Source organism: Verrucomicrobiia bacterium, from assembly GCA_035629175.1.
Classification (GTDB): Bacteria; Verrucomicrobiota; Verrucomicrobiia; order Limisphaerales; family DASXHY01; genus DASXHY01.
This window is the reverse complement of sequence record DASPIL010000067.1, coordinates 192,703-215,924: the sequence shown is the minus strand read 5'-3', so window position 1 is coordinate 215,924 and position 23,222 is coordinate 192,703. Positions and strand designations below refer to the sequence as shown.

20 protein-coding genes and 1 other RNA gene are annotated in these 23,222 nt (G+C 59.3%); 6 read left to right on the top strand and 15 right to left on the bottom strand.

The genetic code is table 11. The annotated features are described in order from the left end of the window. The first annotated feature begins 221 nt into the window (after positions 1–221). Both VEH04_12005 and VEH04_12000 read left to right on the top strand, forming a co-directional pair. The gene (locus VEH04_12005; GenBank protein HYG23499.1) at positions 222–1,973 is read left to right on the top strand and encodes a NirA family protein; all 1,752 of its coding nucleotides are present in this window, start codon (positions 222–224) and stop codon (positions 1,971–1,973) included. Positions 1,974–2,110: 137 nt separating this feature from the next. Then, complete coding sequence (locus VEH04_12000) at positions 2,111–3,766, top strand: sulfite reductase subunit alpha (GenBank protein ID HYG23498.1); 1,656 nt, start codon at positions 2,111–2,113, stop codon at positions 3,764–3,766. Positions 3,767–3,809: 43 nt separating this feature from the next. Here VEH04_12000 and ssrS read toward each other — a convergent pair. Beyond that, positions 3,810–3,991: non-coding RNA, 6S RNA (gene ssrS, locus VEH04_11995), on the bottom strand. A gap of 494 nt (positions 3,992–4,485) precedes the next feature. On the opposite strand from ssrS, the gene VEH04_11990 reads away from it, so the two are divergent. Continuing rightward, on the top strand, positions 4,486–5,604 hold the full coding sequence (locus tag VEH04_11990; GenBank protein ID HYG23497.1) for a CmpA/NrtA family ABC transporter substrate-binding protein: 1,119 nt from the start codon (positions 4,486–4,488) through the stop codon (positions 5,602–5,604). A 17-nt stretch (positions 5,605–5,621) separates the two neighbouring features. On the opposite strand, the gene VEH04_11985 is transcribed toward VEH04_11990, so the two are convergent. From VEH04_11985 to VEH04_11960, 6 genes are all read right to left on the bottom strand, one after another. Next, positions 5,622–7,823, bottom strand: coding sequence for a transglutaminase domain-containing protein (locus VEH04_11985; GenBank protein HYG23496.1), 2,202 nt, complete (start codon positions 7,821–7,823; stop codon positions 5,622–5,624). After that, on the bottom strand, positions 7,820–9,166 hold the full coding sequence (locus VEH04_11980; protein HYG23495.1) for a DUF58 domain-containing protein: 1,347 nt from the start codon (positions 9,164–9,166) through the stop codon (positions 7,820–7,822). Before VEH04_11980 ends, VEH04_11985 begins: the two co-directional genes overlap by 4 nt. After that, complete coding sequence (locus tag VEH04_11975; GenBank protein ID HYG23494.1) at positions 9,163–10,113, bottom strand: MoxR family ATPase; 951 nt, start codon at positions 10,111–10,113, stop codon at positions 9,163–9,165. Before VEH04_11975 ends, VEH04_11980 begins: the two co-directional genes overlap by 4 nt. Positions 10,114–10,440: 327 nt before the next feature. Beyond that, positions 10,441–10,920, bottom strand: coding sequence for a hypothetical protein (locus tag VEH04_11970; GenBank protein HYG23493.1), 480 nt, complete (start codon positions 10,918–10,920; stop codon positions 10,441–10,443). Then, positions 10,917–11,324, bottom strand: coding sequence for a DUF721 domain-containing protein (locus tag VEH04_11965; protein ID HYG23492.1), 408 nt, complete (start codon positions 11,322–11,324; stop codon positions 10,917–10,919). The genes VEH04_11970 and VEH04_11965 overlap by 4 nt, the downstream gene beginning before the upstream one ends. Before the next feature lie 32 nt (positions 11,325–11,356). After that, a complete protein-coding gene (locus VEH04_11960; GenBank protein HYG23491.1) occupies positions 11,357–13,426 on the bottom strand; it encodes a beta-galactosidase in 2,070 nt (689 codons plus the stop codon). 157 nt (positions 13,427–13,583) lie between these two features. Between VEH04_11960 and VEH04_11955 the strand changes: the two genes are divergently transcribed. Continuing rightward, on the top strand, positions 13,584–14,918 hold the full coding sequence (locus tag VEH04_11955; GenBank protein HYG23490.1) for a Gfo/Idh/MocA family oxidoreductase: 1,335 nt from the start codon (positions 13,584–13,586) through the stop codon (positions 14,916–14,918). A gap of 30 nt (positions 14,919–14,948) precedes the next feature. Here the strand turns inward: VEH04_11955 and VEH04_11950 are convergent, their stop codons facing one another. Both VEH04_11950 and tig read right to left on the bottom strand, forming a co-directional pair. Beyond that, positions 14,949–15,329: a DUF423 domain-containing protein gene (locus tag VEH04_11950; GenBank protein ID HYG23489.1), complete on the bottom strand. Its 381-nt coding sequence runs from the start codon at positions 15,327–15,329 to the stop codon at positions 14,949–14,951. Between the two features lie 6 nt (positions 15,330–15,335). Continuing rightward, on the bottom strand, positions 15,336–16,655 hold the full coding sequence (gene tig, locus VEH04_11945; protein HYG23488.1) for a trigger factor: 1,320 nt from the start codon (positions 16,653–16,655) through the stop codon (positions 15,336–15,338). Positions 16,656–17,153: 498 nt separating this feature from the next. Between tig and VEH04_11940 the strand changes: the two genes are divergently transcribed. Next, positions 17,154–18,266, top strand: a complete 1,113-nt coding sequence (locus VEH04_11940) for an alpha/beta hydrolase-fold protein (GenBank protein ID HYG23487.1) — start codon at positions 17,154–17,156, stop codon at positions 18,264–18,266. A 72-nt stretch (positions 18,267–18,338) separates the two neighbouring features. After that, on the top strand, positions 18,339–19,280 hold the full coding sequence (locus VEH04_11935) for a ThuA domain-containing protein (protein HYG23486.1): 942 nt from the start codon (positions 18,339–18,341) through the stop codon (positions 19,278–19,280). Positions 19,281–19,475: 195 nt separating this feature from the next. Here VEH04_11935 and VEH04_11930 read toward each other — a convergent pair whose 3' ends face one another. The 6 genes from VEH04_11930 to rnk all read right to left on the bottom strand — a co-directional run bounded on the left by VEH04_11930 (position 19,476) and on the right by rnk (position 23,182). Further along, positions 19,476–20,474 carry a universal stress protein gene (locus tag VEH04_11930; GenBank protein HYG23485.1) on the bottom strand — a complete coding sequence of 333 codons (999 nt, stop codon included), beginning with the start codon at positions 20,472–20,474 and terminating at the stop codon, positions 19,476–19,478. A 13-nt stretch (positions 20,475–20,487) separates the two neighbouring features. Further along, positions 20,488–21,042 carry a universal stress protein gene (locus tag VEH04_11925; protein HYG23484.1) on the bottom strand — a complete coding sequence of 185 codons (555 nt, stop codon included), beginning with the start codon at positions 21,040–21,042 and terminating at the stop codon, positions 20,488–20,490. 26 nt (positions 21,043–21,068) lie between these two features. Then, the gene (locus VEH04_11920) at positions 21,069–21,605 is read right to left on the bottom strand and encodes a response regulator (GenBank protein ID HYG23483.1); all 537 of its coding nucleotides are present in this window, start codon (positions 21,603–21,605) and stop codon (positions 21,069–21,071) included. After that, positions 21,602–22,051: a response regulator gene (locus tag VEH04_11915; GenBank protein HYG23482.1), complete on the bottom strand. Its 450-nt coding sequence runs from the start codon at positions 22,049–22,051 to the stop codon at positions 21,602–21,604. Before VEH04_11915 ends, VEH04_11920 begins: the two co-directional genes overlap by 4 nt. A gap of 178 nt (positions 22,052–22,229) precedes the next feature. Further along, entirely contained in the window at positions 22,230–22,772 is a 543-nt protein-coding gene (locus VEH04_11910) for a hypothetical protein (protein HYG23481.1), read from the bottom strand. Then, positions 22,769–23,182, bottom strand: a complete 414-nt coding sequence (gene rnk / locus VEH04_11905) for a nucleoside diphosphate kinase regulator (protein ID HYG23480.1) — start codon at positions 23,180–23,182, stop codon at positions 22,769–22,771. Before rnk ends, VEH04_11910 begins: the two co-directional genes overlap by 4 nt. Positions 23,183–23,222 lie beyond the last annotated feature (40 nt).

Below are 23,222 nucleotides of genomic sequence, written 5' to 3'. Positions count from 1 at the left end.
CGAACCAGCTGCAGGGCCGTTGGCGTCTCCAGTTTCGATGCTGATGCGGCTCCCGAAGCGGTGTGAACGCCGGTTTGAGCGAAACTGGCGAAGTGCAGGTTTGTCGTCCCTGCGAGGCAGAAACGCAGTCATGAACCCGTTTCATGCTTTCGATTGGAATTCCTCGCCTCGATCATTCTCGTCAGAAGCCAAACTGGCATGGCCCGCGCTCAAGGTGGGCAATGGCCTCGACGGAAACAGTCGCTGAAGCAGCCGTGGGTTTTACTCCCGAGCAGAAGGAGTATCTCGCGGGTTTTCTCGCAGGTGCGGCCAGGCTCGCATCGGTTTCTCCCATCGATGCCGTGGCCCCCGCGCCAGCCGGGAATTCCGCAGTTCGCGAGGAAATGATTCACGGCACACCTGTTGGCGATGCAACGAAACAGGAGCGTTGGAAACACGAGGAGCACCCGCTTGATGGATGGGACCGAATCCTCGCACATGCTGAAGCCAGCAAACTGCCGGACGAGGAGCACACATTTCGTTTTCGGAACTTCGGATTGTTCTTTGTCGGGCCGACGCAGAACAGCCTCATGCTTCGGTGCCGCATCCCAGCAGGAGAACTGTCATCCGCGCAATTGATTGGACTGGCCGACATGGCGGATGAATTCGGGAACTGGAAGATCGCCATCACAACGCGGGCAAATATCCAGATTCGGGAAATTGCTCCGCGCAATATGGTCAATGTCCTCACGCGGCTGCAATCGCTTGGCCTTACCGCCCGCGGCAGCGGCGTCGACAACATCCGCAACATCACCGCGTCGCCGACGGCGGGATTCGATCCCCAGGAACTCATCGATACACGTCCCTTCGCGCACGCGCTCCACCATTACATTCTCAACCACCGGGAGTTTTATAACCTGCCGCGAAAATTCAACGTGGCATTCGAAGGCGGCGGATCCGTCGATACGGCAGCGAACACAAATGACATCGGCTTCATGGCCGTTTCAGTCGGCGACGGCGCAGAGCGAGGCGTCCAATTCCGCGTTGAGCTCTGCGGCATCACGGGACACAAGCAACTGGCGCGCGATTGCGGCATCCTTGTCAAACCGTCAGAGGCTGTGGCAGTTGCAGCAGCGATGATCCGCGTCTTCATAGAGAACGGAAATCGGACCGACCGAAAGAAGGCGCGGCTCAAGTATCTCGTTGATCGCTGGGGCGTTGAAAGGTTCCTCGGCGAGACGCAGAAGAAGCTCAGCTTTCCTCTCGTGCGCTTTCCCCTGGAGAAATGCGTTCCGCGCAAGCCCCCGCTGCCGCACGGGCACATCGGCGTCTATCGTCAAAAGCAGAAGGGTCGAAACTACATAGGGGCCGTGATTCCGGTTGGCGTCGTGACATCGCGCCAGGTCCGCCGCATTGCCGAACTCGCCGCGAACTATGGCTCGAGCCAGGTGCGGCTCACACCGTGGCAGAACCTCCTGATTCCCGATGTCGCGGACGGATTTGTTGAAACCGTGAAACGACAATTGGTGCGCGCGGGGTTGCACCATGCAGCCAACTCAATCGTCGGCGGCCTGGTTGCGTGCACGGGAAATTCCGGGTGCAAGTTTGCGGCGAGCGATACCAAGGGCCACGCACTGGAAGCGGGCCAGTTCCTCAGCCGGCGCGTCCAGATCGATCACCCCGTCAACATTCACTTCACAGGCTGCCCCAATTCGTGCGCGCAGCATTACATCGGCGACATCGGGCTGCAGGGGGTGAAGGTGAACTCGGGCGGCAGCTCGGTCGAAGGATACAACATTGTTCTGGGCGGCGGCTGCGGCATCGATGCGGCAATTGGAAAGGACGTCTTCAAGGGAATTGCGTTCAGCGAAGTTCCGGCGCTGCTTGAGCGCATCTTGAAGGTCTATCAGGCGCGCCGGGAGCCAAACGAATCCTTTGTGGCATTTGTGCGCCGGCACGAACTCCGGCAATTGCAGGAGATGTTTTCCGAATGAGCAATGAATCAGGGATCCCGTGTTTGCCAGAGAGCGCGCCATTCACCGCAGAGCAACGCGCCTACCTGAACGGATTCATGGCCGGCCTGTTTTCGCGTGCGCCTTCAGCAAACCCGGCCGCCCCAGCGCCCACGCTAATGCCGCTTTCCATTTTGTTCGGATCGCAGACTGGCAGCGCAGAAAACCTGGCGCGGCGAATTGCAAAGGAAGCCGGGCGCCGCGGTTTCGCACCCACGGTGCACGAAATGAACCGCTATCCGCTCGCGCAACTCGGATCCGAATCGCGACTCCTCGTCGTCACGAGCACCTATGGAGACGGGGAACCGCCTGACAATGCACGGGAATTCTGGCAATCGCTCGCAACGCCGAATCAACCCCTACTGGCACAACTGCGATTTTCCGTGTGCGCACTCGGCGATTCCAATTATCCGAAGTTCTGTGGGTTTGGGAAGGAACTCGATGCCCGTCTCGAAACAATGGGCGCCACGCGCATCACCTCGCGGGCGGATTGCGACCTCGATTTCGAGGAGCCCTTCACCGCATGGCTGAACCAGGCGCTGACTCAACTCTCCGACAACGCCAGCCCGCCAGCCGCCGCGGATTCGAACCGGCCCGCGGCAACCGCACCGGAGCCCGCGGCTGCGACAGCGCCCGTCACGGCGCCGGAAGCACAATACTCTCGAGCGAATCCTTTTCCCGCGCGTTTGCTTGTGAATCGAACGTTGAACGGATCCGGCTCCGCCAAGGAGACCCGTCATTTCGAAATCACGCTCGAAGATTCAAAACTTTCCTACGATGCAGGGGATGCGTTGGGGATTCTCCCGGCCAACTGTGCGGATTTGGTGGACGAGATTTTGAAAGCGCTTGGCTTTACCGGCGGGGAAGCGGTGCCCGGAAGGGTGGGCACCGTGCCGGTTCGCGAAGCACTGCTGCATCATTACGAGATCACCCGGATTCCCCCGCCCCTGCTGCGCGTGATGGCGGAACGGAGCGGCGATGAACAACTCAGGAAGCTCGCCGCGCCCGGCGTCAACGGTGAACTGACAAAGTTTCTCTGGGGCCGTGAAATCATCGATGTGCTGCTGGAACATCGCAAGGTTTCGTTTAATCCCATCGAGTTCGTCGGATTGTTGAAGAAACTGAATCCGCGCCTTTATTCCATTTCGTCCAGCCCCAAGGCCCACAGGCAGCGGGTCCACTTGACCGTCAACGTTGTCCGCTACGAATCGTTCGCCCGCCGCAGGAAAGGTGTTTGCTCCACGTTCCTCGCCGACCGTCTCTCCGAATCAGAAGCCGTTCCCGTGTTTGTGCACGCGAACAAAAATTTCCGTCTCCCATCAGACCCTTCCCTTCCAATGATCATGATCGGTCCCGGAACAGGAATCGCGCCCTTCCGAGGATTCCTCCACGAGCGCGCGGCCATTGGAGCGCACGGCCGCACCTGGCTGTTCTTCGGCGACCAGCGGGCGGCCACTGACTTCATGTATCGCGATGAGCTTGAATCGCTGCGATCGCGCGGGGTCCTCACTCGCCTCAACACCGCCTTCTCACGGGATCAGCCAGAGAAAATTTATGTGCAGGATCGAATGCGGGAGAATGCACGGGATTTGTTCGCGTGGCTTGAGGAAGGCGCTCACTTTTACGTGTGCGGGGATGCGAGCCGAATGGCGAAGGACGTGGATGCGGCGCTGCACGACATCATCCAGACGGCGGGAGGAAAGACAGCGGAGGCTGCGAAGGAATACGTGGCGAAACTGAAATCTGAAAAGCGTTACCAGCGGGATGTTTACTGAGCATTCGCAGGACATCCGGCTCAAATATTAAAAACAAAAATAAAAAAACCCCGCCAGTGCCGTGTGTAACAGTTCCTTTGAACTTGTCGGAAACAGGTGGGGACCCGCCGGATGGCATTCGACTTCCAGTTAAGGCCTGTCGGCAACCACCTCGGTTAAAGTCCCTCGATTTATTAACTACGGTTCAAGGACATAGTTTCTTATCACGAGCGTAGGCAGGGTAAATTTGAACCGGCCGGGGCCGGATTCGAAATTGTTTTACAAAGATCAAAGCGCGTTGTTTCAGTTTCCGCCGCGCTGCCAGTCAGTATCGTCCACGAGCATTCTTTCTCAAGCGGAAACTGGCATCCACGCTCAAAAAATGTCAGCCGCAATTCACGCTCCAACATTGCCGCAATGCACTACGGATTCCAGTAGGTGTGTTTTCCATTGCCCAAGTGAAGTTTTTCCAGTCTGCGCAGAAGACGCCACCTCTCCCATATCCAATCTTCAATCATAACGCGGCACGCTGGTCACATCTGCCTCGCCTGCTTCCGCGGTGGAAGCTCCCATTTCAGCAGCCGCAGTGATGTTCAGCGTGCTCATCCTGCACCTCGGGCGTGCCCGGCATTGCGGCTGCTCAGGAGCGTAGCGGGATCGGGCTCGTCTCAGCAGCGCGGCACTTCGGCTTTTCCCGCTCGGCCGCGCTGCGGCAAACAAGAGCCCGATTCCAAATGCCTATGAATACTCGTGGATCGATGGGAACTGGCAAAGGCGGCGGGCCTCTGCTGCAAATCGGGTTTATCGCGGACGCCGACTGTGCGCCGATTGTTTTCGCGTACGAAAGCGGTCTGTTTGAGAAATACGAACTGCAGGTTGAGTTGCATCGCGAGACGCGGTGGGCAAGCATTCGCGACAAGGTGATTCACGGCGATCTCGACTGTGCGCATGCGCCAGCGACGCTGCCGTTCATCACCAACATTGGTTTGGACTCCGACGAATGCGCGTGCATCAGCGGCATGGTGCTCAGCCTGCAGGGGAACGCGATCACGATATCGCGCGAGTTGTGGGAAGGTGGCGTTCGCGACGCGACCGCCCTTCGCGAATTGATTTACGCAAAGTGGGGCCGCCGAACCTTCACGCTCGGAGTCACGTTTCCGCATTCACCGTCGTTCTTTGTCCTGCGCGACTGGCTGAAAGCCGGCGGGATTTTGCCAGGGATTGAGGTGCGCATGGTTGTTGTGCCTCCAGCGCAATTATTCCCCATGCTGAAGCTCGGATATCTGGATGGCTTCTGCGGCGGCGAGCCCTGGACAACACTCGCGGTGGACGCTGGGATTGGCTACAAGCTGGCCTCGAGCTCTGCCCTGGCACCGTTGCACCCCGAGAAGGTGCTCATGAGTCGCAGGGATTTTGCCACCGATCGGGCTGATGAACACGAGCGCGTAATCGCGGCACTGCTGGAAGCGTGTGCGTTCTGCGATGAACCCGCAAACCAGCCTGTCCTGGCGGAGATCCTGAGCCGCGCCCGTTACGTGAATGCTCCTCGGGATTGCCTCCTGGATTGCCTGACGGCGGACCGCCCGGCACCGACCGGAAGCGCGCGATCAGGAATGCTTTTTCACGGGTTCAACGCCAACGAGCCAAGCGACACGAAGGCGTCGTGGGTGGTCACAAAGCTCTATGAACTGATGGACGAAAACATTCTGCACGCGCCAGCCCTGCGACGAACGCCGGTTGTCCGAAATATTTTCCGGCGCGACATCTTTGAGCGCGCATGTGCCCTGCAAGCGGGACAGGCAAAGCGTTTAAGCGCCGAGGCGTCGAGTTATGCGGCCGAAATTCAGCGCGCCGTGTAGAACGGGTTAACGTGGTGTCACGCCCCGCGCTGGAAGCTCGCTTCCACCTGCGCGAGCTGTTGAAGAATGGTTTCGACGACATCGCGCAATCGCGCCCGCTCGGCCGCGGGGAGTCCGCTCGGGTCAAAGCGGTAGCGGTAGTGCAATCGCAGAAGCTCCCGCAACGGCGCGCGGGCGGTCTCGAGGTGTTTCGCCGCGATGACCCGTTCAAGCCACGCAGCGAGCGGCTCATTTTGCCGCCGGCCCATCCCATGGTCGGTTAGTTTTTTCTCGACGACGTAAAACTCAGAATCGACTCCGGGCCAAATCACAGCCCGCCCAGTCTCGCGGCTCCCTGCTCCCTTGCGTCGCCGGCGAAAAATCTGGTAGGCCAGCAATCCCGTCGCAGGAACCAGCGCCAGCAGCATATATTGTCGCGCGTTGCTCTGCCCCCAACGGAACTTGGCGAATTGAAAGCCGAGCCAGTTCCACAGATCCGACACTCCCTGGAACGTGGAAGCGTTCTTCGCCTCCTCCTCCACCCACGAGGCAGGCGTGGTGTCGAAATCCTGCCAGGTGCGGGAACGCTCATTCCAGACAAGGCACCACGCATGCGCGTCGCGCAGCCGCACGACATACTCGCTGCCCGATTGCTCGTGGACCGCATAGCCCACTGCGTAGCGCGCCGGAATTCCCAGCTGGCGCAGCAACAAAACCGTGGCCGTCGCAAAATACTCGCAATGCCCGCTGCGCGTCTCCATCAGGAACAATCCCAACGGCGTGTTGTTCGTCGAACGCGAAGCCGGGGTGTCCAGCCACGTGCTGTATTTGAAGTTCTTGTCGAAGAATTCCTGGATCGCGCGCATTGCCGCCTGCCTGTTCCCCGGCGGCAGAGCGTGTTCATCGATGACCTGCTGCAATGCGCTCACCTCGCCTGCTGGCACATACAAGTCAGGGTTGCCCACGCGTTCGCGCCGCGGGCGATCCTCACGGCTGGACGAGCGATTTCGCGAACGGCTGTTCGTCAACGATTGCATTTCCGTTGGATCGAAAGGCGAATCCGCGGTCGGCCCTGCTCCATAACGGGCGCGGTAGGTGATCAGGCCGGGACCCTCCGCAAGGACGGCGCCGAGGTTGTTCATTTTGATGACAAAGGCGGGCAGCTGCTCGAGCTGGCCAACACCGGTGGGCAGCGGCAATAGTCCAACCGGCACACCCGACTCGCGGGAAAAACCATCCAGATAGGACGCGATCTTCACACTGTTCAATGTCGGTTTGCCCACGAGGACATACGCGCCATTGTTGGTTTCCTGCGGAACGACCTGGAAGTTTTCCCGTGACTGGCCGGCCCGCCACGCTGACCCGCCATAAATGCGATAACTCGCCTCCCGCAAATAATCGGGTGCAACACTGCCGGCCTCGGGTTCGAGGCGAACCACGATCCTGCCGGACATTTTCAGGCTGCCAATGCGTCCGATCTGCGTTTTGCTTTGCGCCGGATCGGTTCCCTGTCTCCGGACAAACCGTTCGAACCACTGCGGGTCCATGTTCTGGATGTAATTCTGCAGCCGCCCAACCCCGCTCTGGCCCATGAACCCGCCTGCGAACACGAACAACAAAACGACCGCCCAGATCGGAACGGCAAAACGGCGAACACGTTGAATCCAGAGCGCCCAGCCCATCAGCAGGCAAAAACCCCAGAAGTAACTGTTGTCGTCCGAAGCGTGAACGCTCGCAGCAAACAGGCAGACCGCGAAATAGGGATACGAGACATTCAGGCCGCGATCGTGGGGCAGCGGCTTGCCGAGCTTCGCAGCCTTCTGCCAGCGCCGGCGCAAGATCAGCGAGATCGTTGAAAGCGGGACCTTTTCCCGTGTGCTGTAGAACTGTGCCGCGACGAAGAGAAACAACACCATTGGAAGCCACCGCAGCATGGTCGAGGCGGTGCGCGATGTCGCCGCGCCCGCGCTGGACTGCGTTGCGGGGCCGGGATTCTGAAGGAGGTTGCCGAATCGTGCCGGGCCGCCGTTGTCGGTGAACGCATAGACCGCAATGCCCAGGAACAGCAGCGTGCAAATCGTCCAGATACGGCTGAAATCCTCATTCGAAAATTCCCATCGCGACTGCGTGAAGCGGGCCGCCTCGAGCACGGCCGCCATGATGATGCTCACGGGCAGCAGGTCCGTTTGCCAGCCCCAGAACACCACCGCTGCCCCGATTAAAAACGGGGGAGTTTTCATGCAATTTTCGCAAGGTCCTGTTCAACCTGCCCGACTTCGAGCACGTAAAACGCATCGGGCCGGTCCTCCTCACGCGCGGTTCGCACCTGCTCCGCCTTTCCCGCCTCCGTGATCACAAACACGAGGAGTGGCAAGCCCAGGTTCTGCAGTTTTCGCACGAACGCGCGACGCGACCGGTCCCATGCCAGGAGCACGCAGATGCACCCGCTGACGGCGCTGGAATGTTCAATGACGAGGTTTTCCAATTGTTCGAAGTGTTTGTCAAAGCAGGCCGAAACACCGGCAAGAATCTCGAGCATGTGATCCGAATGCGCAAGCCCGCGCCCCGCTGTGAAGCAGAACGCCTCGGTGCCGACAAACAACAGATCGAGCAAAGACTCCTGCATTGAAAGCGAACACGCAAAGGAGGCCGCCACGGAAACCGCCTCTTCGAACGCATCGCTCTGCGGGTCGTCTGTAAACGTGTCCAGCACCAGGGCGTGGCGCACGAAGAATTCGTCCTCGAATTCTTTCACGATCGGCTTTCCCGCCTTCGCCCAGCTGCGCCAATGAATATGCCGCAACGGGTCGCCCCGCCGGTACTCCCGCAGGGATACAAATTCGTCGCTCAGCCCGACGTTGCTCGCCAAGGCGACGCCGCCCTGCTGGTATTTCATCATTCCCGGAAGCGGGATTTGGGGAACCGGGTAGCGCTTGGGCAGCACCAGCAGGGCTTGGGGCGCGGAACAGGAATCGAACGCCCGGAATAACCCGAAAGGATCCGGCCGTGCCAGCGTCACTCCTTCAAACCGGACGAACCCGCGCCGCAAGGGCGTGAGTTCCATCGTGACCTCCACGTCCTGGGATGGACCCGCGGGCGGAACGGCGGCGTCGCGGATCATTGTCCGCCGGAAGGGCTTCGTGTGCCGCGGCTGGTTCAGTCGAAAGGGCCGGATTCTCCGTTCATTCGCCATTTGCACCGCCCGCCATTCTGCGAAGGCTGGCCTCGGATCAACCAGGTTCTCCAGCAGAGTGAGATCCCGTTCAGTTTTGTGTCCAAGATTCCGAAGCTGAACCCGATATTGCACCGGGACACCTGCCGTGCCGAAACGCGGAAGCTGCCGCGTGGCCGTAAAGCGCGCCCGAAAGATCAAGGAGAACGCGGCCGCCGCCAGGAAGAGGCAAAGCAATGGCGCAAACGCCTGGTAGGCCACCGTGTTTTCCGTATCCACCCCCATCGTCGCCGCCGCCCCAAGAGCGATCACGACCATCCATCCCGCTGGGGTGAGGCGCCGTCGAAGCCGGTATCGAAATCCGGAAAAGAGCCGGTAGAAGCGGTACAGGACTTTGAAGACCAGGTTCACGCAGGAACTTTCACCTTCTTCACAATATCTTCCACGACGCTGCGAGCCGTCTGGCCTGAAAACCGGGCCTGAGGTTGCATCACGAGGCGATGTGCAATCACGGCCACGGCCAGTTCCTGGATCTGTTCGGGGGTCACAAATTCCATTCCGTCGAAGAGCGCCAGCGCCTGTGCGCCTTTCATCAGCGCGAGAGATGCCCGCGGGCTGGCACCGAGTTGAACCCCCGCCGCCGAGCGCGTTCCGGAAACCAGATCCACGACGTAACGCTTTAATTCATCGCTGATCCGCACGGACTCGACTGCATGCTTCAAGGTCAGCACGTCCGTCACGGTGGCGCAGGGCTGGAGTTCATCGAGCGGATGCTTGTGCTGCTGCGCGGTAAGAATTGCAACCTCGTCCAGCGGGGGCACATATCCCAGCGTGAATTGCATCGCAAATCGATCCATCTGCGCCTCCGGCAACGGATATGTTCCGCGGAATTCCACAGGATTTTCCGTGGCGATGACAAAAAAGAATTCAGAGAGGAAATGGCGTTCGCCGTCCACGCTTACCTGGCTTTCGCCCATCGCTTCCAGCAGCGCCGACTGCGTGCGGGGAGAGGCGCGGTTGATCTCATCAGCCAGGAGCACATTCGTGAATACCGGGCCCTGATGAAAATGGAACTGCTGGTCGCGCTGGCTGTAAATCGAAACGCCCAGGATGTCCGAGGGAAGCAGATCGGGAGTGAACTGGATGCGCTTGAAGGTGGCGTCCAGGGATCGCGCCAGGGCTTTCGCCAGCGTGGTTTTTCCGGTGCCAGGAAAATCCTCCAGCAACACATGGCCTCCGCTCGCCAATGCCGCGAGCAGAGTGCGCGTCGCTTCCGCCTGGCCATGCATCACCTTCGCCACATTGTCCGTTATGCGGCGATAAACCTCACGCGCAACCTGCAGTTGATTCGAAGTCATCTGGAAAAAGGAAAAGCTTGCGGTCCCGAACAAAAAGGCGACGCATCTGAGGTTATCCCCTGCCGCAATGTCGTCGCCGTCATGGCCGCCAGTGTAGTGATTGCCCGGTTCCGAGCGAAACGAATTCTGCGCAACCGCACACGTAGCGCGGACTTCCGGATCGGCGGCATTGAAGCGCCGGCTTGCAGCGGGCTTGGTGCTTCGATTCTCGTCGATACGGCCGAACTCGAGCAGCGGTCGCGGCTATTGCGGCATGGGGCAAGCCCCGCCATTGGGGGCGCGATCGATTCTTCGTTCATCGTAAGCCGACTCAAAGTCAGCGCTCCGTCACGCTGGAACGGGCGTGTGCTTCACAAGCAATGGAATGCTCGCCTGCGCCCTTCCATCCAGCATCACGTCCATCGAATACAAACCTGCGTGCTCGAATTTCAGCTGCTGGATGTTCACGATGAAGTTACGCGTGCTGAAATGCGTGTCGCCCGGCAGATGCACCCGCAGCGGAATTGGAATTTGCGGCATGATGGGCCGGCCGTCCGCATCCACGAAGTTCAACTTCAGGTCGTGTTCGCCTTCGTCCTCGTGCCCAAACGTCACGCGCAACGCGAGCGCGCATTGGGGATGCACCGCCGGGAGTTCCTGTCCGTAAATCGTGTCGAACGCGCCCAGCAGGTTGAGCTTGCCGTTGTCCTCCGTTGCCGCGTCGCACAAAACTGCCACCTGGATGTTCATCGTTCCAACAATAAGCCACGCCCGCCAGCAGAGCCAAAGTTCAATCTTCAGGTGCTCAGCCAGCGCGGGAAAATTCATCCGACCCGGAAGGAGATCCGCGTGATCACATCACGTCCGAAACTATGCTGCAGGCGCTCCAGGATTTCCTTCCGCCGATACCGCACAATCTCCGCAAGCCAGACATTGCTGTCCACCGTCACAAATAACGTCCCCTTGTTGATCCCAGTGGGCTGCGCATGCGCAACGATGTTCGGGTCGATCAACTCGTTCCAAACCTTGACGATTTCCGCCTCGGCGCGGCGGTTATCGATCCGCAACTCCTTGAGCACGCCGGGCAGAATGTCGCGGGTGGGCCGGGTGCGGTTCCGCCGGACTTCCTCCTGCGCGGTGAGGTCCACTCCCCGCCAGGCTGCGAGGATTTTCTGCCGTGGCGATGCTTTACGGGGACCGCGCGGCGTAAAGCGTTTGGGCGGCAGCGGCATGACGGCGGAGACGTTCGACAGCCTTGCTGCGCTCAAACTGCCACCGGCTTGATCTCGGGATGTTCATCCAGAACCAGCACTCCATGCGGCGGCAGATCGTAATTGCCCGAGAAGGTGTGCCCTGTCAGGAAATCGTGCATCGGTTTGTAGAACTGCACGCGCACGGGCGAATTCTGATGATTCAAAAGGAAGTAAATACGCGTTCCCTCTTTCTCGCGCATGCTCACCTGGACGGTGTCCGGAACCTTCAACAACGGATGCAATCCCACCATCTGTCGCAGCCACAGGACAAGGTCGTGGTAAAAATGCTGGTGGCTCTGGGTGCCGATATAGATCGCCCGGCCCAGGCCGAACGTGTTCATCGTCATCGCCGGACGGCCCGCATAAAAATCCTTCGCGTAAGTCGCAAGCACCTGGCACTCGCCAGGCTCGATGATGTCACACCACAAACGAGCCGGGTGAAGGTGGCTCGTTGGAAAGGCGCCTTTGAACGTGAGGTGATTTTCCTCGCCCGGCGGCAGGGGATCAAACTCCAGCACCTCAAGCCCGAACAAATCGGTCATGTCATGCGGAATGCCCGAATCCGGCGCCATGTTGTGTTCGTCCACAAGACCCGTGTTGAAGGTCGCCACCAGTGTTCCGCCGTTCTGGACGTAAAGCTTGAGCATGTCCGCTTCGGCACCCGACAGCAGATGCAGTGACGGAGCGAAGACAATGCGGTACTTTCCAAGCTCTTCACCCGGCCGCGCGAAGTCGACCGAAATGTTGCGATCGTGCAGCCCGTTGTAGATGAGCTGGATGTGTTCGCGCAGGTTGAAGTGCCGATTGGGTTGCATCGGCTGCTGCAACACCCAGTCATTTTCATGCGAATAGAGAATGCACGCCTCGGCCACCACCTTCGTATCTTTCAATGCAGGGGCCAGCAGCTTGATCTCCTCGCCAACCTGGCAGATTTCCTTGAAGGTCCGGCTGTCGGGATGCGCGTGGTGGGGCAGGACCGCGCCAAAGAACTTTTCATTGCCGATGCGCGATTGCCGCCAATGGTAATACAGCACTCCGCATGCGCCGCGCGACAACAGCTGATACGTGAAGAGGCGCACAACCCCGGGCCGAACCAGCGAGTTGACATCGTGCCAGTTCACCTGCCCCGCCTTTTGCTCTATCACCCAGAAGCCACAGTCACCGTCAGGCGTGCGAATCCTCTCCTTCTTGAGCGATCGCAGGATATCAATATCGCACGCCAGTTCCGACGCCTTGCTCTTGATCGCCGCGTTGCTTTCCACCGAGACGAAATCCACAACTTTCGCGACATCGAAATGATCGAAACGCCGCTGCAGCGCGCGCAGGTTGGTGGTGGTCGCAATGTTCGGGGTAATCTCGCTCAAGACATCCACCTGCATGCGGATGAATGCGACGATGGTGTCGCTGCTGAAGCGCGCCCAATCCAGCAACAGCGCCGCATTGTGCATTGTCGGCGCGTACATTGGCATGGGCACCTGGTCGAATGAGCTCACCACCTGGCCGAGGTAGCGCAACCCGAGCTGTTCGTTCAACCGTTCCACCGTGTCGTACTTCAGCTTGAGCCAGTTCTGCCATTCCAGTCGCGTTCCTTCATTGAATGCCCATTCGGATTGATGGCCGCCTATGCCGCTGTCGATCTGCCATGCGATCAGCTGTGAATGCCGGCCGAGAGCCTTGGCCATTTCCTCAACGATGCGCTTGGCGTGGTTCCAGAATGCGTCGCTATTGAGGCAGACTGCCCTCCGCGTGCCTTCGTGCTTTACGTTGCCCTTGGCATCGAGCGGGAGAATATCGGGATACTTTTGCGCCAGCCAGACCGGAGGCGCTGAGGTGGGTGTTGCGAGCACGACACGGATTCCATGGCGGCCCATCACATCCATCACGCGTCGCAGCCATTTGAAATCGAACTTGCCCTCCTCGCGTTCGCACAATCCCCAGCAGTATTCCCCGATGCGAACCACGTTTACCCCGGCTTTTACCATCAGCTCCGCATCAGACTCCCACTGTGCTTCTGGATTTTCGGAAGTTCCACCGTACGGGAAGACCCATTGCTCCGGAAAGTAATCAACGCCGAAATACATAAGGTTTTTCGCTGTTTGCCATGCGTGGCGTCCTGCGTCCAGACTCTATTCCTCGATTTTGGGTCTCGCAATGCATTTCTGCTCGCGCTATGAATCCCGCGTAACTTCCGGCGGGAAATCCCGCTCTGGTTACCGAACACGAACGCCGCGTCATAACATGAACGACCATCGCGCCCCAGGGACATCTCGCCGCCACTTCATCAAATCCACCGCAGCCGCCGCAGCCGCGCTCGCCATTCCCATGTTTGTTCCGGGTTGCGCTGTGGGACACGGCAAACGCGCGCGTCCATCCAATCGCATCACGCTCGGCGTCGTCGGCTGGGGCATGCAGGGGCCCGGCAACACGCAGTCGTTCCTGCACGAAACCGATTGCCAGGTGGTTGCTGCGTGCGACCTCGACAAGCTGCACCTGCAGAGTGCTGTCGATACCATCAACGGGCATTATCAAAACAAGGACTGCAAGGCGTATCACGACTACCGCGAGATGTTTGCGCGCGATGACATTGATGCTGTCATGCTCGCGGTTCCGGACAACTGGCATGCACTGATGTCAATCGATGCAGCGCGCGCGAAAAAGGATATTTACGGTGAAAAGCCGCTGGCCCGAACCATCGCCGAGCAACAGGCAATCGTCCGCGCATGCCAGAAAAACAACATCATCTGGCAAACGGGCTCGTGGCAGCGTTCGCAGGCGCTGTTTCGGAAGGCCGCGGAAATTGTGCGCAGCGGATTGATCGGGCGCGTTCACCGCGTTGAGGTCGGCCTGCCGAGCGGTCACAATGATTTCGCAAGATCCAGGCAATTCATGGAAATTTCAGAACCGCCGCCCGAACTGGATTACGAGCGTTGGATTGGCCCTTCGCAGATGGAGCCATACATCAGAGGCCGCGTTCACATGAACTGGCGATGGAACTACAACATCGGCGGCGGCCAGTTGCTCGACTGGATCGGACATCATTGTGACATCGCGCATTGGGGTCTCGACTTCGACCGTTCAGGACCTTCCGAGATCGAAGGCGAAGGCGAGTTTCCGCCTAGAACTGCGGTTTGGAACACCTGCACCAAATACCGCGTTGAGATGAAGTATCCTGACAACATCACCATGATCGTTGCGGGCGGCCATTCGGATATTCGCGGTGGCACGAAATGGATTGGCGATGAAGGCTGGGTCTGGGTCAATCGCGGAGGGTTCGACACCTCCAACCCTGACTGGAAGCAGGGGAAGAATCTCGCGGAAGAATTGCGCAAGGTGAAGCTCTACGAATCGCCCGGGCACCAGCGCGATTTCCTGGATTGCGTCAAGTCTCGCAAGCCGCCGATCACGCCTGTTGAAACTGCGCATCATTCCGCCGTCCCCGGCCATCTCGGTTTGATCTCAATGCTTGTCGGCAGGAAAATTCGCTGGAACGTGAAGTCCGAGAAGATCATCGATGACGCTGAAGCCACGAAGTTATTGACGCGCCCTTATCGCGCGCCGTGGAAACTGGCGTAAACGCCGCCGGACCGCAGGCGTCAGCCTGCTTCACTCACGACCAGTTTCACTGAGCTTCGCCGCTTTTATTGCGATCCAAACCCATCCCACGAGGAAACTCACGCCGCCGATAGGCGTGATCGCGCCTAGCCATTTGGCATTGGTAATCGCGAGAACATAGAGCGATCCGGAGAAGAGAAGGATGCCGGCCAGGAACCCCCACCACGCCGTGACAAGCAGAGGCTTTCGCAATGCGACCACCACCAGCATCACGGCGTGTACGAGATGATACAAAACCGCGGTTTGCCAGATTGCGGTCGTCTGGTTCTGTTCGAGCACAGACTTGAAACCATGCGCGCCGAACGCCCCCAGCGCGACGGCAGCAAATCCCGTTGCGGCCGCAACCCGTAACGCATCCCTGTTGCAGATCATGCGGCGTTACGCCTGGGCGGGAGCCGGGGTAACGTTTTCAATCTGCGCGTTCTCCTGCAGGAGTTCCAGGACTTTCTCCTTGGTGAGCTCGTCGTAGATCTCGTAAACGCCATTCCGCTTCTGCAAATCCTTCACAAACTTGTCAGCAGGCACCTTGTAATAGGCGGCCAGCTGGCCAATCCGCTGTGCCACCTCTTCCCGCGAAATTTTGATGCCTTCCTTTTCTGCAATCTTTTGCAGCAGGAAATTCACTTTCACCCGCTCCTTGGCGTTGTTCGCGGCCGCAGAATAAATCGTGTCCTTCTGTTCTTCGATCACCTCTCGCGCGATGCCCCGCTGCTGGTTTTCGCGCACCAGATCGTAAACAAGATTTCGGGTCTCCTCCGCCACCGTGGTCTCCGGCAATTCAAACGAAACCCGGTCCAGCAACGCGCGGATCAGTTGCGTTCGCACGCTCTTCCTGGTCGAGTAGTTCAGTTCGTTCTCGAGATCGCGCTTCACGCCTTCGCGCAATTTTTCGACGCTGTCTGCCCCAAACGATTTGGCGAATGCCTCGTCCACGGCAGGTAGAACCTGTTCCTTGACCTCAACAATCTCCACCTCATAAACGCCCTTCTTGCCCTGCAGTTGAGGCGTCACAAAGTCGGCCGGAAAATCAACGTTCACAGTCCTCTTGTCGCCAGCCTTCGCGCCATTCAACTGGGTCGCAAATCCCGGGATGAAGGAATTATCCTGCATTTCCACCCAAAAATTCTTCTGCTCCGTCAGGCCCTGAGCGGTTGGGGCTGTCTCCGTGACAGGCTTGCCGTCCACCGTTCCCGTATAGTTGACAACCACCACATCGCCATTTTGGGCGGGGCGTTCCACGGTTTTGAAATCCTGTTGCTGGAGCCGCAACGTTTCAATGGCGCGTTCGATGTCTTGATCCGTCACGTTGCGGATCTCGCGCTTCACAGGAATTCCCTTGTATTCGGGCAATTCAAATTCCGGCGCGGTTTCGACGGTGGCTGCGAATTGCAATGCCTGCCCGCGGCCAAACTGAATCTCCTCAACCTCGGGATAGCCGATCACCTGGAGCTTCTGCTCCTCCATCGCCTTGCGATAGGAATCGCCGATCAGCTTGCGTTTGACCTCCTCTTCGATGTCTTTCTCAAACTTCCGCAGCACCATGTCCCGCGGCGCTTTGCCGGGACGGAAGCCAGGCAGCGAAGCTTGCTTTTGAAAATCCTTGGTGACGGTATCGAAGATCAAATCCACCTGTTGTGGTTCGACTTCGACGCGCACCAATTTTTTGCACGGGGCCAGATGTTCTACGGTTACATTCACAGACAAACCTTTCGATAGCTCGCTGAAAAGTCCAGAGGCAGCGCCTGTATTGGAGTGTTCGCGGTTCAGCGAGCCGAAAAAGGTAGGTACCACTCGCCCATGCGTCAAGCTTGCGAAACCGCAATAACCCCAGTTTTCCTCACCCATCATTCGACCGCACGACGACAGTTTTTTCATCTGCACTTTGCATGGTGCGGCCCACGTTCGCCCCCGTTTGCTGAAAATAATCGTCACTGCCCTCGCAAACGCAAGCGCCGGACAATGCGCCGTTGGGAACGACGGCAGCGCGCGCGTAACGTATCGCGGCCGTCCCGGCTGCGGGTTGGAGGCGTCCCGCCCCAGTCCGTCCGTTTGTCCTTGCAGGGAGACGCAAGGACGCCTGCGCTACACTTGCGGCGCATGAGGATTGACGCCGCCACCGGTTCAAATTGAGGACAACGCGGGACGGGCATTGCGATTGATATCTTCATGCTGCCGCATCTACGCTGGTCGCAATTCATGAAGAACATCCTAAAGGGAGCGGCCCTCTTGATTGGCGCGGCTTGTGTCGGAAACGTTCAGGGCCAGCGCGGACCGCAGATCGAATCGCCAGTCGTTCACCCGGACCGCAAAGTAACCTTCACCTTGAGGGCGCCGGGCGCAACCAGCGTGGAATTGAGCGCGCAGTTTCTTCGCGACAACCAGGCGCTTCACGCCGGATCAAACGGCGTGTGGACCGTGACTGTGGGCCCTATAGAAGCCGATCTCTATCCCTACAACTTCGTGGTCGATGGCGTTGCGGTTTCGGATCCGAGCAACATGCATCTGTTCCCCAACGAGCGGTTCAAGGCGAGTCTTGTGGACGTTCCCGGGGAGAAGCCTTCGCTCCACGCCGTCCAGGATGTGCCTCGCGGCGAGGTGAGCTATTGCACGTACAATTCAAAGACCGTCGGAGGCATCCGGCCGGTGCTGGTTTATACGCCGCCGGGTTATCGCGAAGGCAACCAACGTTATCCCGTGTTTTATCTGGTCAGCGGCACGACCGACACGGAAGAAACGTGGTTCAAGGTCGGCCGCGCCAACGTCATCATCGACAATCTCATCTCACAGAAACGCGCTGTGCCCATGATCGTAGTGATGCCGTATGGCAACATGATGCGCGGCACGCCGAACCCCGCCACGCCACAGGCAGCGGAGATGTACAAGGCGTTCGCGGATGAGTTGGTTGGCAGCGTCATGCCGTTCGTGGAGAGCCGCTATCGCGCGATCGCGGAGCGGGAGAAGCGGGCGATCGCGGGATTCTCCCGCGGGGGCGGGCAGTCGCTCTTCACTGGCTTCACACACATCGACAAGTTCGCCTGGATTGGTTCTTACAGCGCGTACCTGACGCCCGAGGTATTCCAGAAACATTTCGGGGAATTCGCGGGCAAGCCCGAATCGTTGAATCAACAGTTGAAGCTTCTGTGGCTAGGCGTCGGCAAGGAGGATTTCCTCTATCGGCAGGCGGTTGCATTCGACGAGTTCCTGAACGAGAAGAAGATCACGCACCAAAGCCTGGTAACCGGCGGCGGCCATACGTGGATGAACGCCCGGCATTACCTGATTGAAACCCTGCAACTCTATTTCAAGTGAGTCGCTCATGACTTTTCGAAACGTTTCATCGCCGACGTCAACCTGCTGTCACCGAGGGCGCGACATGTCCACATGAAGTTATTGGGAATCATCAACATGGGCTTGGCCGCTGCGTTGGTATTACTTAGCGCGCCGCAGACATTTGCGGCTGGCCCTGCGGAAGCGAAGATTCGCGTGCTCATCATCGATGGCTGTAGCAATCACGACTGGAAACTCACCACGCGCTGCATTCGTGCGATTCTCGAGCCGACAGGCCTGTTCGATGTGACCGTGTCGACTTCACCCGCATCGGCGGCCGCGCCGGGTTGGGAAGAATGGCGTCCTCGCTTCCGTAACCACGATGTCGTGGTTCAGACCTACAATGATCTTGGGGGAGGCGCTCCGTGGCCCGCGGCTGTGAAATCCGATTTTGAAAGTTTTGTCCGGGAAGGCGGCGGGCTGTTCGTGTGGCATGCCGGGAACAACGCGTTTCCTGATTGGCCGGAGTATGATCGCATGATCGGGCTCGGCTGGCGGAAAAAGAACCAGGGAATCGCGATTCAGGTGGATGAGAATGAGAACCTCATTCGCATACCTGCAGGGGAAGGGCGCGATACCGGTCACGGCCCGCGGTTCGACGCGCTTGTGACGAGGCTGCGCGATCATCCCATTCATCAAGGACTGCCGCGCAGGTGGAGAGCCGCGAACATCGAGGTTTACAATTTCCCTCGTGGCGCGGCGTCGGAAGTAGAGGTGCTGTCGTATGCAAAGGATTCGTCGCAGACGAAGTTGAATTGGCCGATCGAGTGGGTAGTCAGTCACGGTAAGGGACGCGTCTACACGTCGACTTTTGGTCATGTTTGGAAAGGAGATGTGCAGCCAGTCACGGTGCGCGACGCAGGCGTCCAGACCCTGTTTGTTCGCGCGCTGCAATGGCTGGCGGCCCGGCCTGTGACCTATCCCGTGCCGACTGATTTTCCGGGAGAGACGGCGACATCCATTCGGGGAGAGCTGAATTTGCCGGAGCCGAACTGAACAATTCGAAGCGGTCCGGGTATCGAAGCCGTCCCGCCGGCGAGTTTCGGGGCGTCCCGCCCAATCTCCGAATGTTGCGACGGCAATGGTGACCCTTTCACCGGCCACGGATAACACTGCTGTCGCAGCCTTTTCCTGGACCCGATCTGTTTTGCCAGCTGGGCAGCCGACAACGTCGTCGAGATGCCGCTGACCTCACGTTCCCCCCTGCTTGACATTGTCCCGACCGCTGCGGGCGCTTTCCGGATGGTCGTTGACGCCCAGCACCGGGCACGGTGCATGGCGCAGGATGTTGTCCGCAACGCTCGCAAGCCGCAATCGCCGGAATGAATCGCCGCGCAGTACCGGCAGAACGATGAGATCCGCTTGCGAGCGCTTGGCTTCGAGCAGGATCGGATACACGGGCGACGTCCCGTGCCATCGAACCGCTTGAAACGCCACTGCCACCGAGAACTGGGAACTCACTTTCCGCGCAAGATCCAATCCGCTTTTGCTGGCTTCGGATTCGAACGTTTCGTTTCCATGGGCGCCAACGTTCAGCAGCGTGATCGTGGCTCCGCTGCCCTGTGCGATTCCCGCTGCATGCGCGAGCGCTCGCCGTCCGGGCCTTGCGGTATCGATCGGCAGAAGGACGCGCTCGCACGAAGTGAACGGCGCATGGTTGCTCCATTGAAGAGGGAGAACGCGTTCCGGAATCGTGAGCACGGGACAGGGTGAAAGACGGCTCACGCGGTCGGCAGTGCTTCTCTCCAGGACATGCTTCAGCCCGCCATAACAACTGCTCGCCATCAGCACCAGATCGATGTCCAGGCTCCGCGCCATCGCCACGATCTCGCGCGCCGATGAACCGCTGCGAACCCACGGGACGACCTCGGCGCGATCGCCGGCGATGGTTTTTGTCCAATGGCGAAGCAGTGGTTCTGCGCCGGCATGGAACGCGGCGGCCTTTTCATCCGCTGGCTCCGAGGTGTCGGTGACGTGCAGGACATGAAGCGTGGCGCCCAATGAAGCAGCCATTGCGGCGGCATGCCGCAACAGGTCGATTGACGTTTCCGTGAAATCGAACGGCACGAGCATGTTCTGCGGCTGAAGTGCAGAAACGTTCGAAACGTTTCGTTTGGGCGACGTCGCCGCGGCGCGTTCGAGCACCGCGGATTGGGTAGCCCGTTTTTGGATTTCGATTGATGTGGGCATGTTCAGTCAGGAATTACCAGCACGCTGGCGCGGCTTCATTGTTCACAACAAGGACAGGGCACGTCGCAAGGTCTGCAACGTCTTCGCTCACGCTCCCCACAAGGGCACGGCGCAGCCCGTTTCGCACCTGGCGGCCGAGCACGATGAGGTCGGGACGGGTGTTGGCCGCCAGGTCCAGGATTTCATACTCCGGCACTCCTTCCCGGATTACGAACTTCACCGAGGCAGCGGACGCGCGGGCGCCGACAAGGTCGCGCAGCTTTGCACCTTCCCGTTCGCGCGCTGTCTCGCGAACCCTGTCGCGCATCACCGCATTCAGCAGCGTGCCCGTGTAGATCGGGTCCAGCACATGAACGAGGATCAGCTCAGCTCCCAGGCACTCCGCCAGCACCAGCGCATGATCCAGCGCCTTCAATGAAGCGGGGCTAAAATCAATTGCTGCGAGAATTCGCCGCCGCGCGCCCTTCCCGCGGTCACGCGCCATCCGTTCAGTGTCCCAGCGTCGAGTTTCAGTCCGCGCAGGATCCGGGTGCGTGACCGTGGATGTGAGACGATTTTTCGTGTTCATGGTTTTCCTTCCTGCCCGGGTTCACCTCAACGATGGCCGGGCACGGCGCAGATGTCCGTGGTTGCTTCAATTTCGAAGGGCGCGTCCTGGCGCTCCTGCAGGAGGCGCAAGACAGGTTCATAATGGCGCGGAATATAGCGGCAGTAATCGAGACGGCCGGGAAGCCGCTGCCGGGGCTGTGTTCCTCTCCTGCCCAGCAACTCCCGCAGCGTCTCCAGGAACACGGGAACGTCGATGGGTTTTTCCAGCAACGCCTCGGCCCCGAACCTGACGGCCTCCTCGTGCTGCCCCCATTCCCCCGTGACAACGACGACCGGCACGAACGCTTCACGTTCCGCGATGTGACGGAACAAGTCCCAGCCGCTCTCGCCGCCCAGGTTCACGTCCAGCACCACGAGGTCGATGCGCGCCGCATGCATGGCTTCCAGCGCCTCGCAAACGTTGGCGGCAGTTGCCACGTCGAAGTGTTCCGACTGCAGCAACCGGCGCAGTGATTCGCGAACGGAATGATCGTCATCGACCACGAGCACGCGCCTTATGGGTTTTAAAGGTGTGTCGTTCATTGCAGGATCGCGAGTTGAGCTGACTTTCTCAGGGAACGCTGCCGCAATGTTTCGCTGAGCAGTGTTTCGAGGTTCTCCAGCAGTTCATCCTTCGGCACCGGAATCCGAACGATCATGTCGGCCATCAGGGCAGAAGCGTGATCAATGGTGACATTCTCCGGGGCTAGCAGCATTACAGGGAGAAACGGATCCACATCGGTGATCACCTCGAGCGGATCAATCCCGTCATATTCGAAATTCCCCTGATGGAACGGGAGCGCGACCTCGAGGATGACAACCTTTGGAGCGTGAGTTCGCAATGTGCGGACGGCATCCCGCGCGTTGTCCGCGACGAGCACCTCATAATCCTGAATCTCCAGCGTTTCGCGAATTGTCTTTTGCAATTCGATATCTGCGATGCCGAGAAGAACCCGGCTGCCCGTGTGTTGTTGATTGTTGTGTTTCATTACTTTGATTTGAAAGTTCCCATTCCCTTAAGCTCGGTTCGTGCCAGTCATAGGACCAACGGAAATGCTCGCGCCACGGGCGAGGCGCAGAGAAACACGAAGGGAAACCGGTTGAATTCGTTCCGGCGCCCGGTTGGAAATGTTCCGTCGCGGCCGCCTTTCAACCAGGCACGCAGATTTAACGCTGCGGCTGCGAAGCTTGCGGTGCAGCCGGTTCGCAAACCTGCGCCACGCTGGAACGAAGTGACGCCACAAGGCTGCCGGCAACTCCGTGGGTCGGACACGGCACAAACGAAACGGTCCAGCCGAACAAGGTGCGACGGCGGAAATGAAGCCGCACCAAATTCGTGAACGCGCCACGAGCCTCAACCACCATGCAGACGTGATCGCAGGGAATCACTTCCCGCCGCAGCAGGTCACTAATGATGTAACGGTCTCCCTCGCGTTCAACGGTCGGAAAGACGACCGACACGAAGAGTGCAATCACCGACAACGCGGCACCCGCCGCCAGCAGCAGCAGCACTCCGGGTCTCCCCTTGAGCGCGAGGAGTGCTGCGGTGCTGAGCGACGCGACGGCTGCAATAGCGGCGCCGAAGCTGACGCGGACCGCTGCCCGCGATGAAAGCCGCCGCGTCGAGGAATGCAGGCGCGAACCGATCTGCACCTGCTGGCGTCCGCTGGCCCGCGCCGTCCGCTGCCGCTTCGCTCGCCTCTTTCTCACAGGTGATAATCTCCTGCCGCTTCCGGTTGGTACAAGACTTCCTCGACGCGCAGCCGCACAGCGCCAGCGGGCACGTTCCACTGGAATTCATCGCCGACCCGATGGCCGAGCATGGCGGTTCCAACCGGCGCGAGAACGGAGATGCGATCCTGTTCAATGCTGGCCTGCGCCGGAAACGCGAGGGTGTAGACCATTTCCTCACCTGTCTCGCAATCCCGCAGCCGGGCCTTCGAGTTCATGGTGATGACGTCTGGAGGAACTTCGGCCGGCGCGACCACGCGGGCCATGCCGAGTTCAGCTTGCAAGCTTCGCAGGTCGTCACGCGAGTTCGCATTCTCGAGCAGCGGCTTGAGTTTCTTCATGTCCGATTCCGTTATGTAGATAACGCGACTATCAATGGTTGTTTTCATAATTTTACTTTTTGGAAAAACGAGCGGTGGAACCGCTCAA

Bases quoted from the DNA above. Each gene is read 5' to 3' on its own strand.
- VEH04_11940 (HYG23487.1), top strand. From the start codon at position 17,154: ATGAAGAACATCCTAAAGGGAGCGGCCCTCTTGATTGGCGCGGCTTGT.
- VEH04_12005 (HYG23499.1), top strand. From the start codon at position 222: ATGGCCTCGACGGAAACAGTCGCTGAAGCAGCCGTGGGTTTTACTCCC.
- VEH04_11930 (HYG23485.1), bottom strand. From the start codon at position 20,474: ATGCCCACATCAATCGAAATCCAAAAACGGGCTACCCAATCCGCGGTG.
- VEH04_11955 (HYG23490.1), top strand. From the start codon at position 13,584: ATGAACGACCATCGCGCCCCAGGGACATCTCGCCGCCACTTCATCAAA.
- VEH04_11960 (HYG23491.1), bottom strand. From the start codon at position 13,426: ATGTATTTCGGCGTTGATTACTTTCCGGAGCAATGGGTCTTCCCGTAC.
- VEH04_11935 (HYG23486.1), top strand. From the start codon at position 18,339: ATGAAGTTATTGGGAATCATCAACATGGGCTTGGCCGCTGCGTTGGTA.
- VEH04_11965 (HYG23492.1), bottom strand. From the start codon at position 11,324: ATGCCGCTGCCGCCCAAACGCTTTACGCCGCGCGGTCCCCGTAAAGCA.
- VEH04_11950 (HYG23489.1), bottom strand. From the start codon at position 15,329: ATGATCTGCAACAGGGATGCGTTACGGGTTGCGGCCGCAACGGGATTT.
- VEH04_11920 (HYG23483.1), bottom strand. From the start codon at position 21,605: ATGAACGACACACCTTTAAAACCCATAAGGCGCGTGCTCGTGGTCGAT.
- VEH04_12000 (HYG23498.1), top strand. From the start codon at position 2,111: ATGCCGCTTTCCATTTTGTTCGGATCGCAGACTGGCAGCGCAGAAAAC.
- VEH04_11975 (HYG23494.1), bottom strand. From the start codon at position 10,113: ATGACTTCGAATCAACTGCAGGTTGCGCGTGAGGTTTATCGCCGCATA.
- VEH04_11925 (HYG23484.1), bottom strand. From the start codon at position 21,042: ATGAACACGAAAAATCGTCTCACATCCACGGTCACGCACCCGGATCCT.
- VEH04_11985 (HYG23496.1), bottom strand. From the start codon at position 7,823: ATGAAAACTCCCCCGTTTTTAATCGGGGCAGCGGTGGTGTTCTGGGGC.
- rnk (HYG23480.1), bottom strand. From the start codon at position 23,182: ATGAAAACAACCATTGATAGTCGCGTTATCTACATAACGGAATCGGAC.
- VEH04_11990 (HYG23497.1), top strand. From the start codon at position 4,486: ATGAATACTCGTGGATCGATGGGAACTGGCAAAGGCGGCGGGCCTCTG.
- VEH04_11915 (HYG23482.1), bottom strand. From the start codon at position 22,051: ATGAAACACAACAATCAACAACACACGGGCAGCCGGGTTCTTCTCGGC.
- VEH04_11970 (HYG23493.1), bottom strand. From the start codon at position 10,920: ATGAATTTTCCCGCGCTGGCTGAGCACCTGAAGATTGAACTTTGGCTC.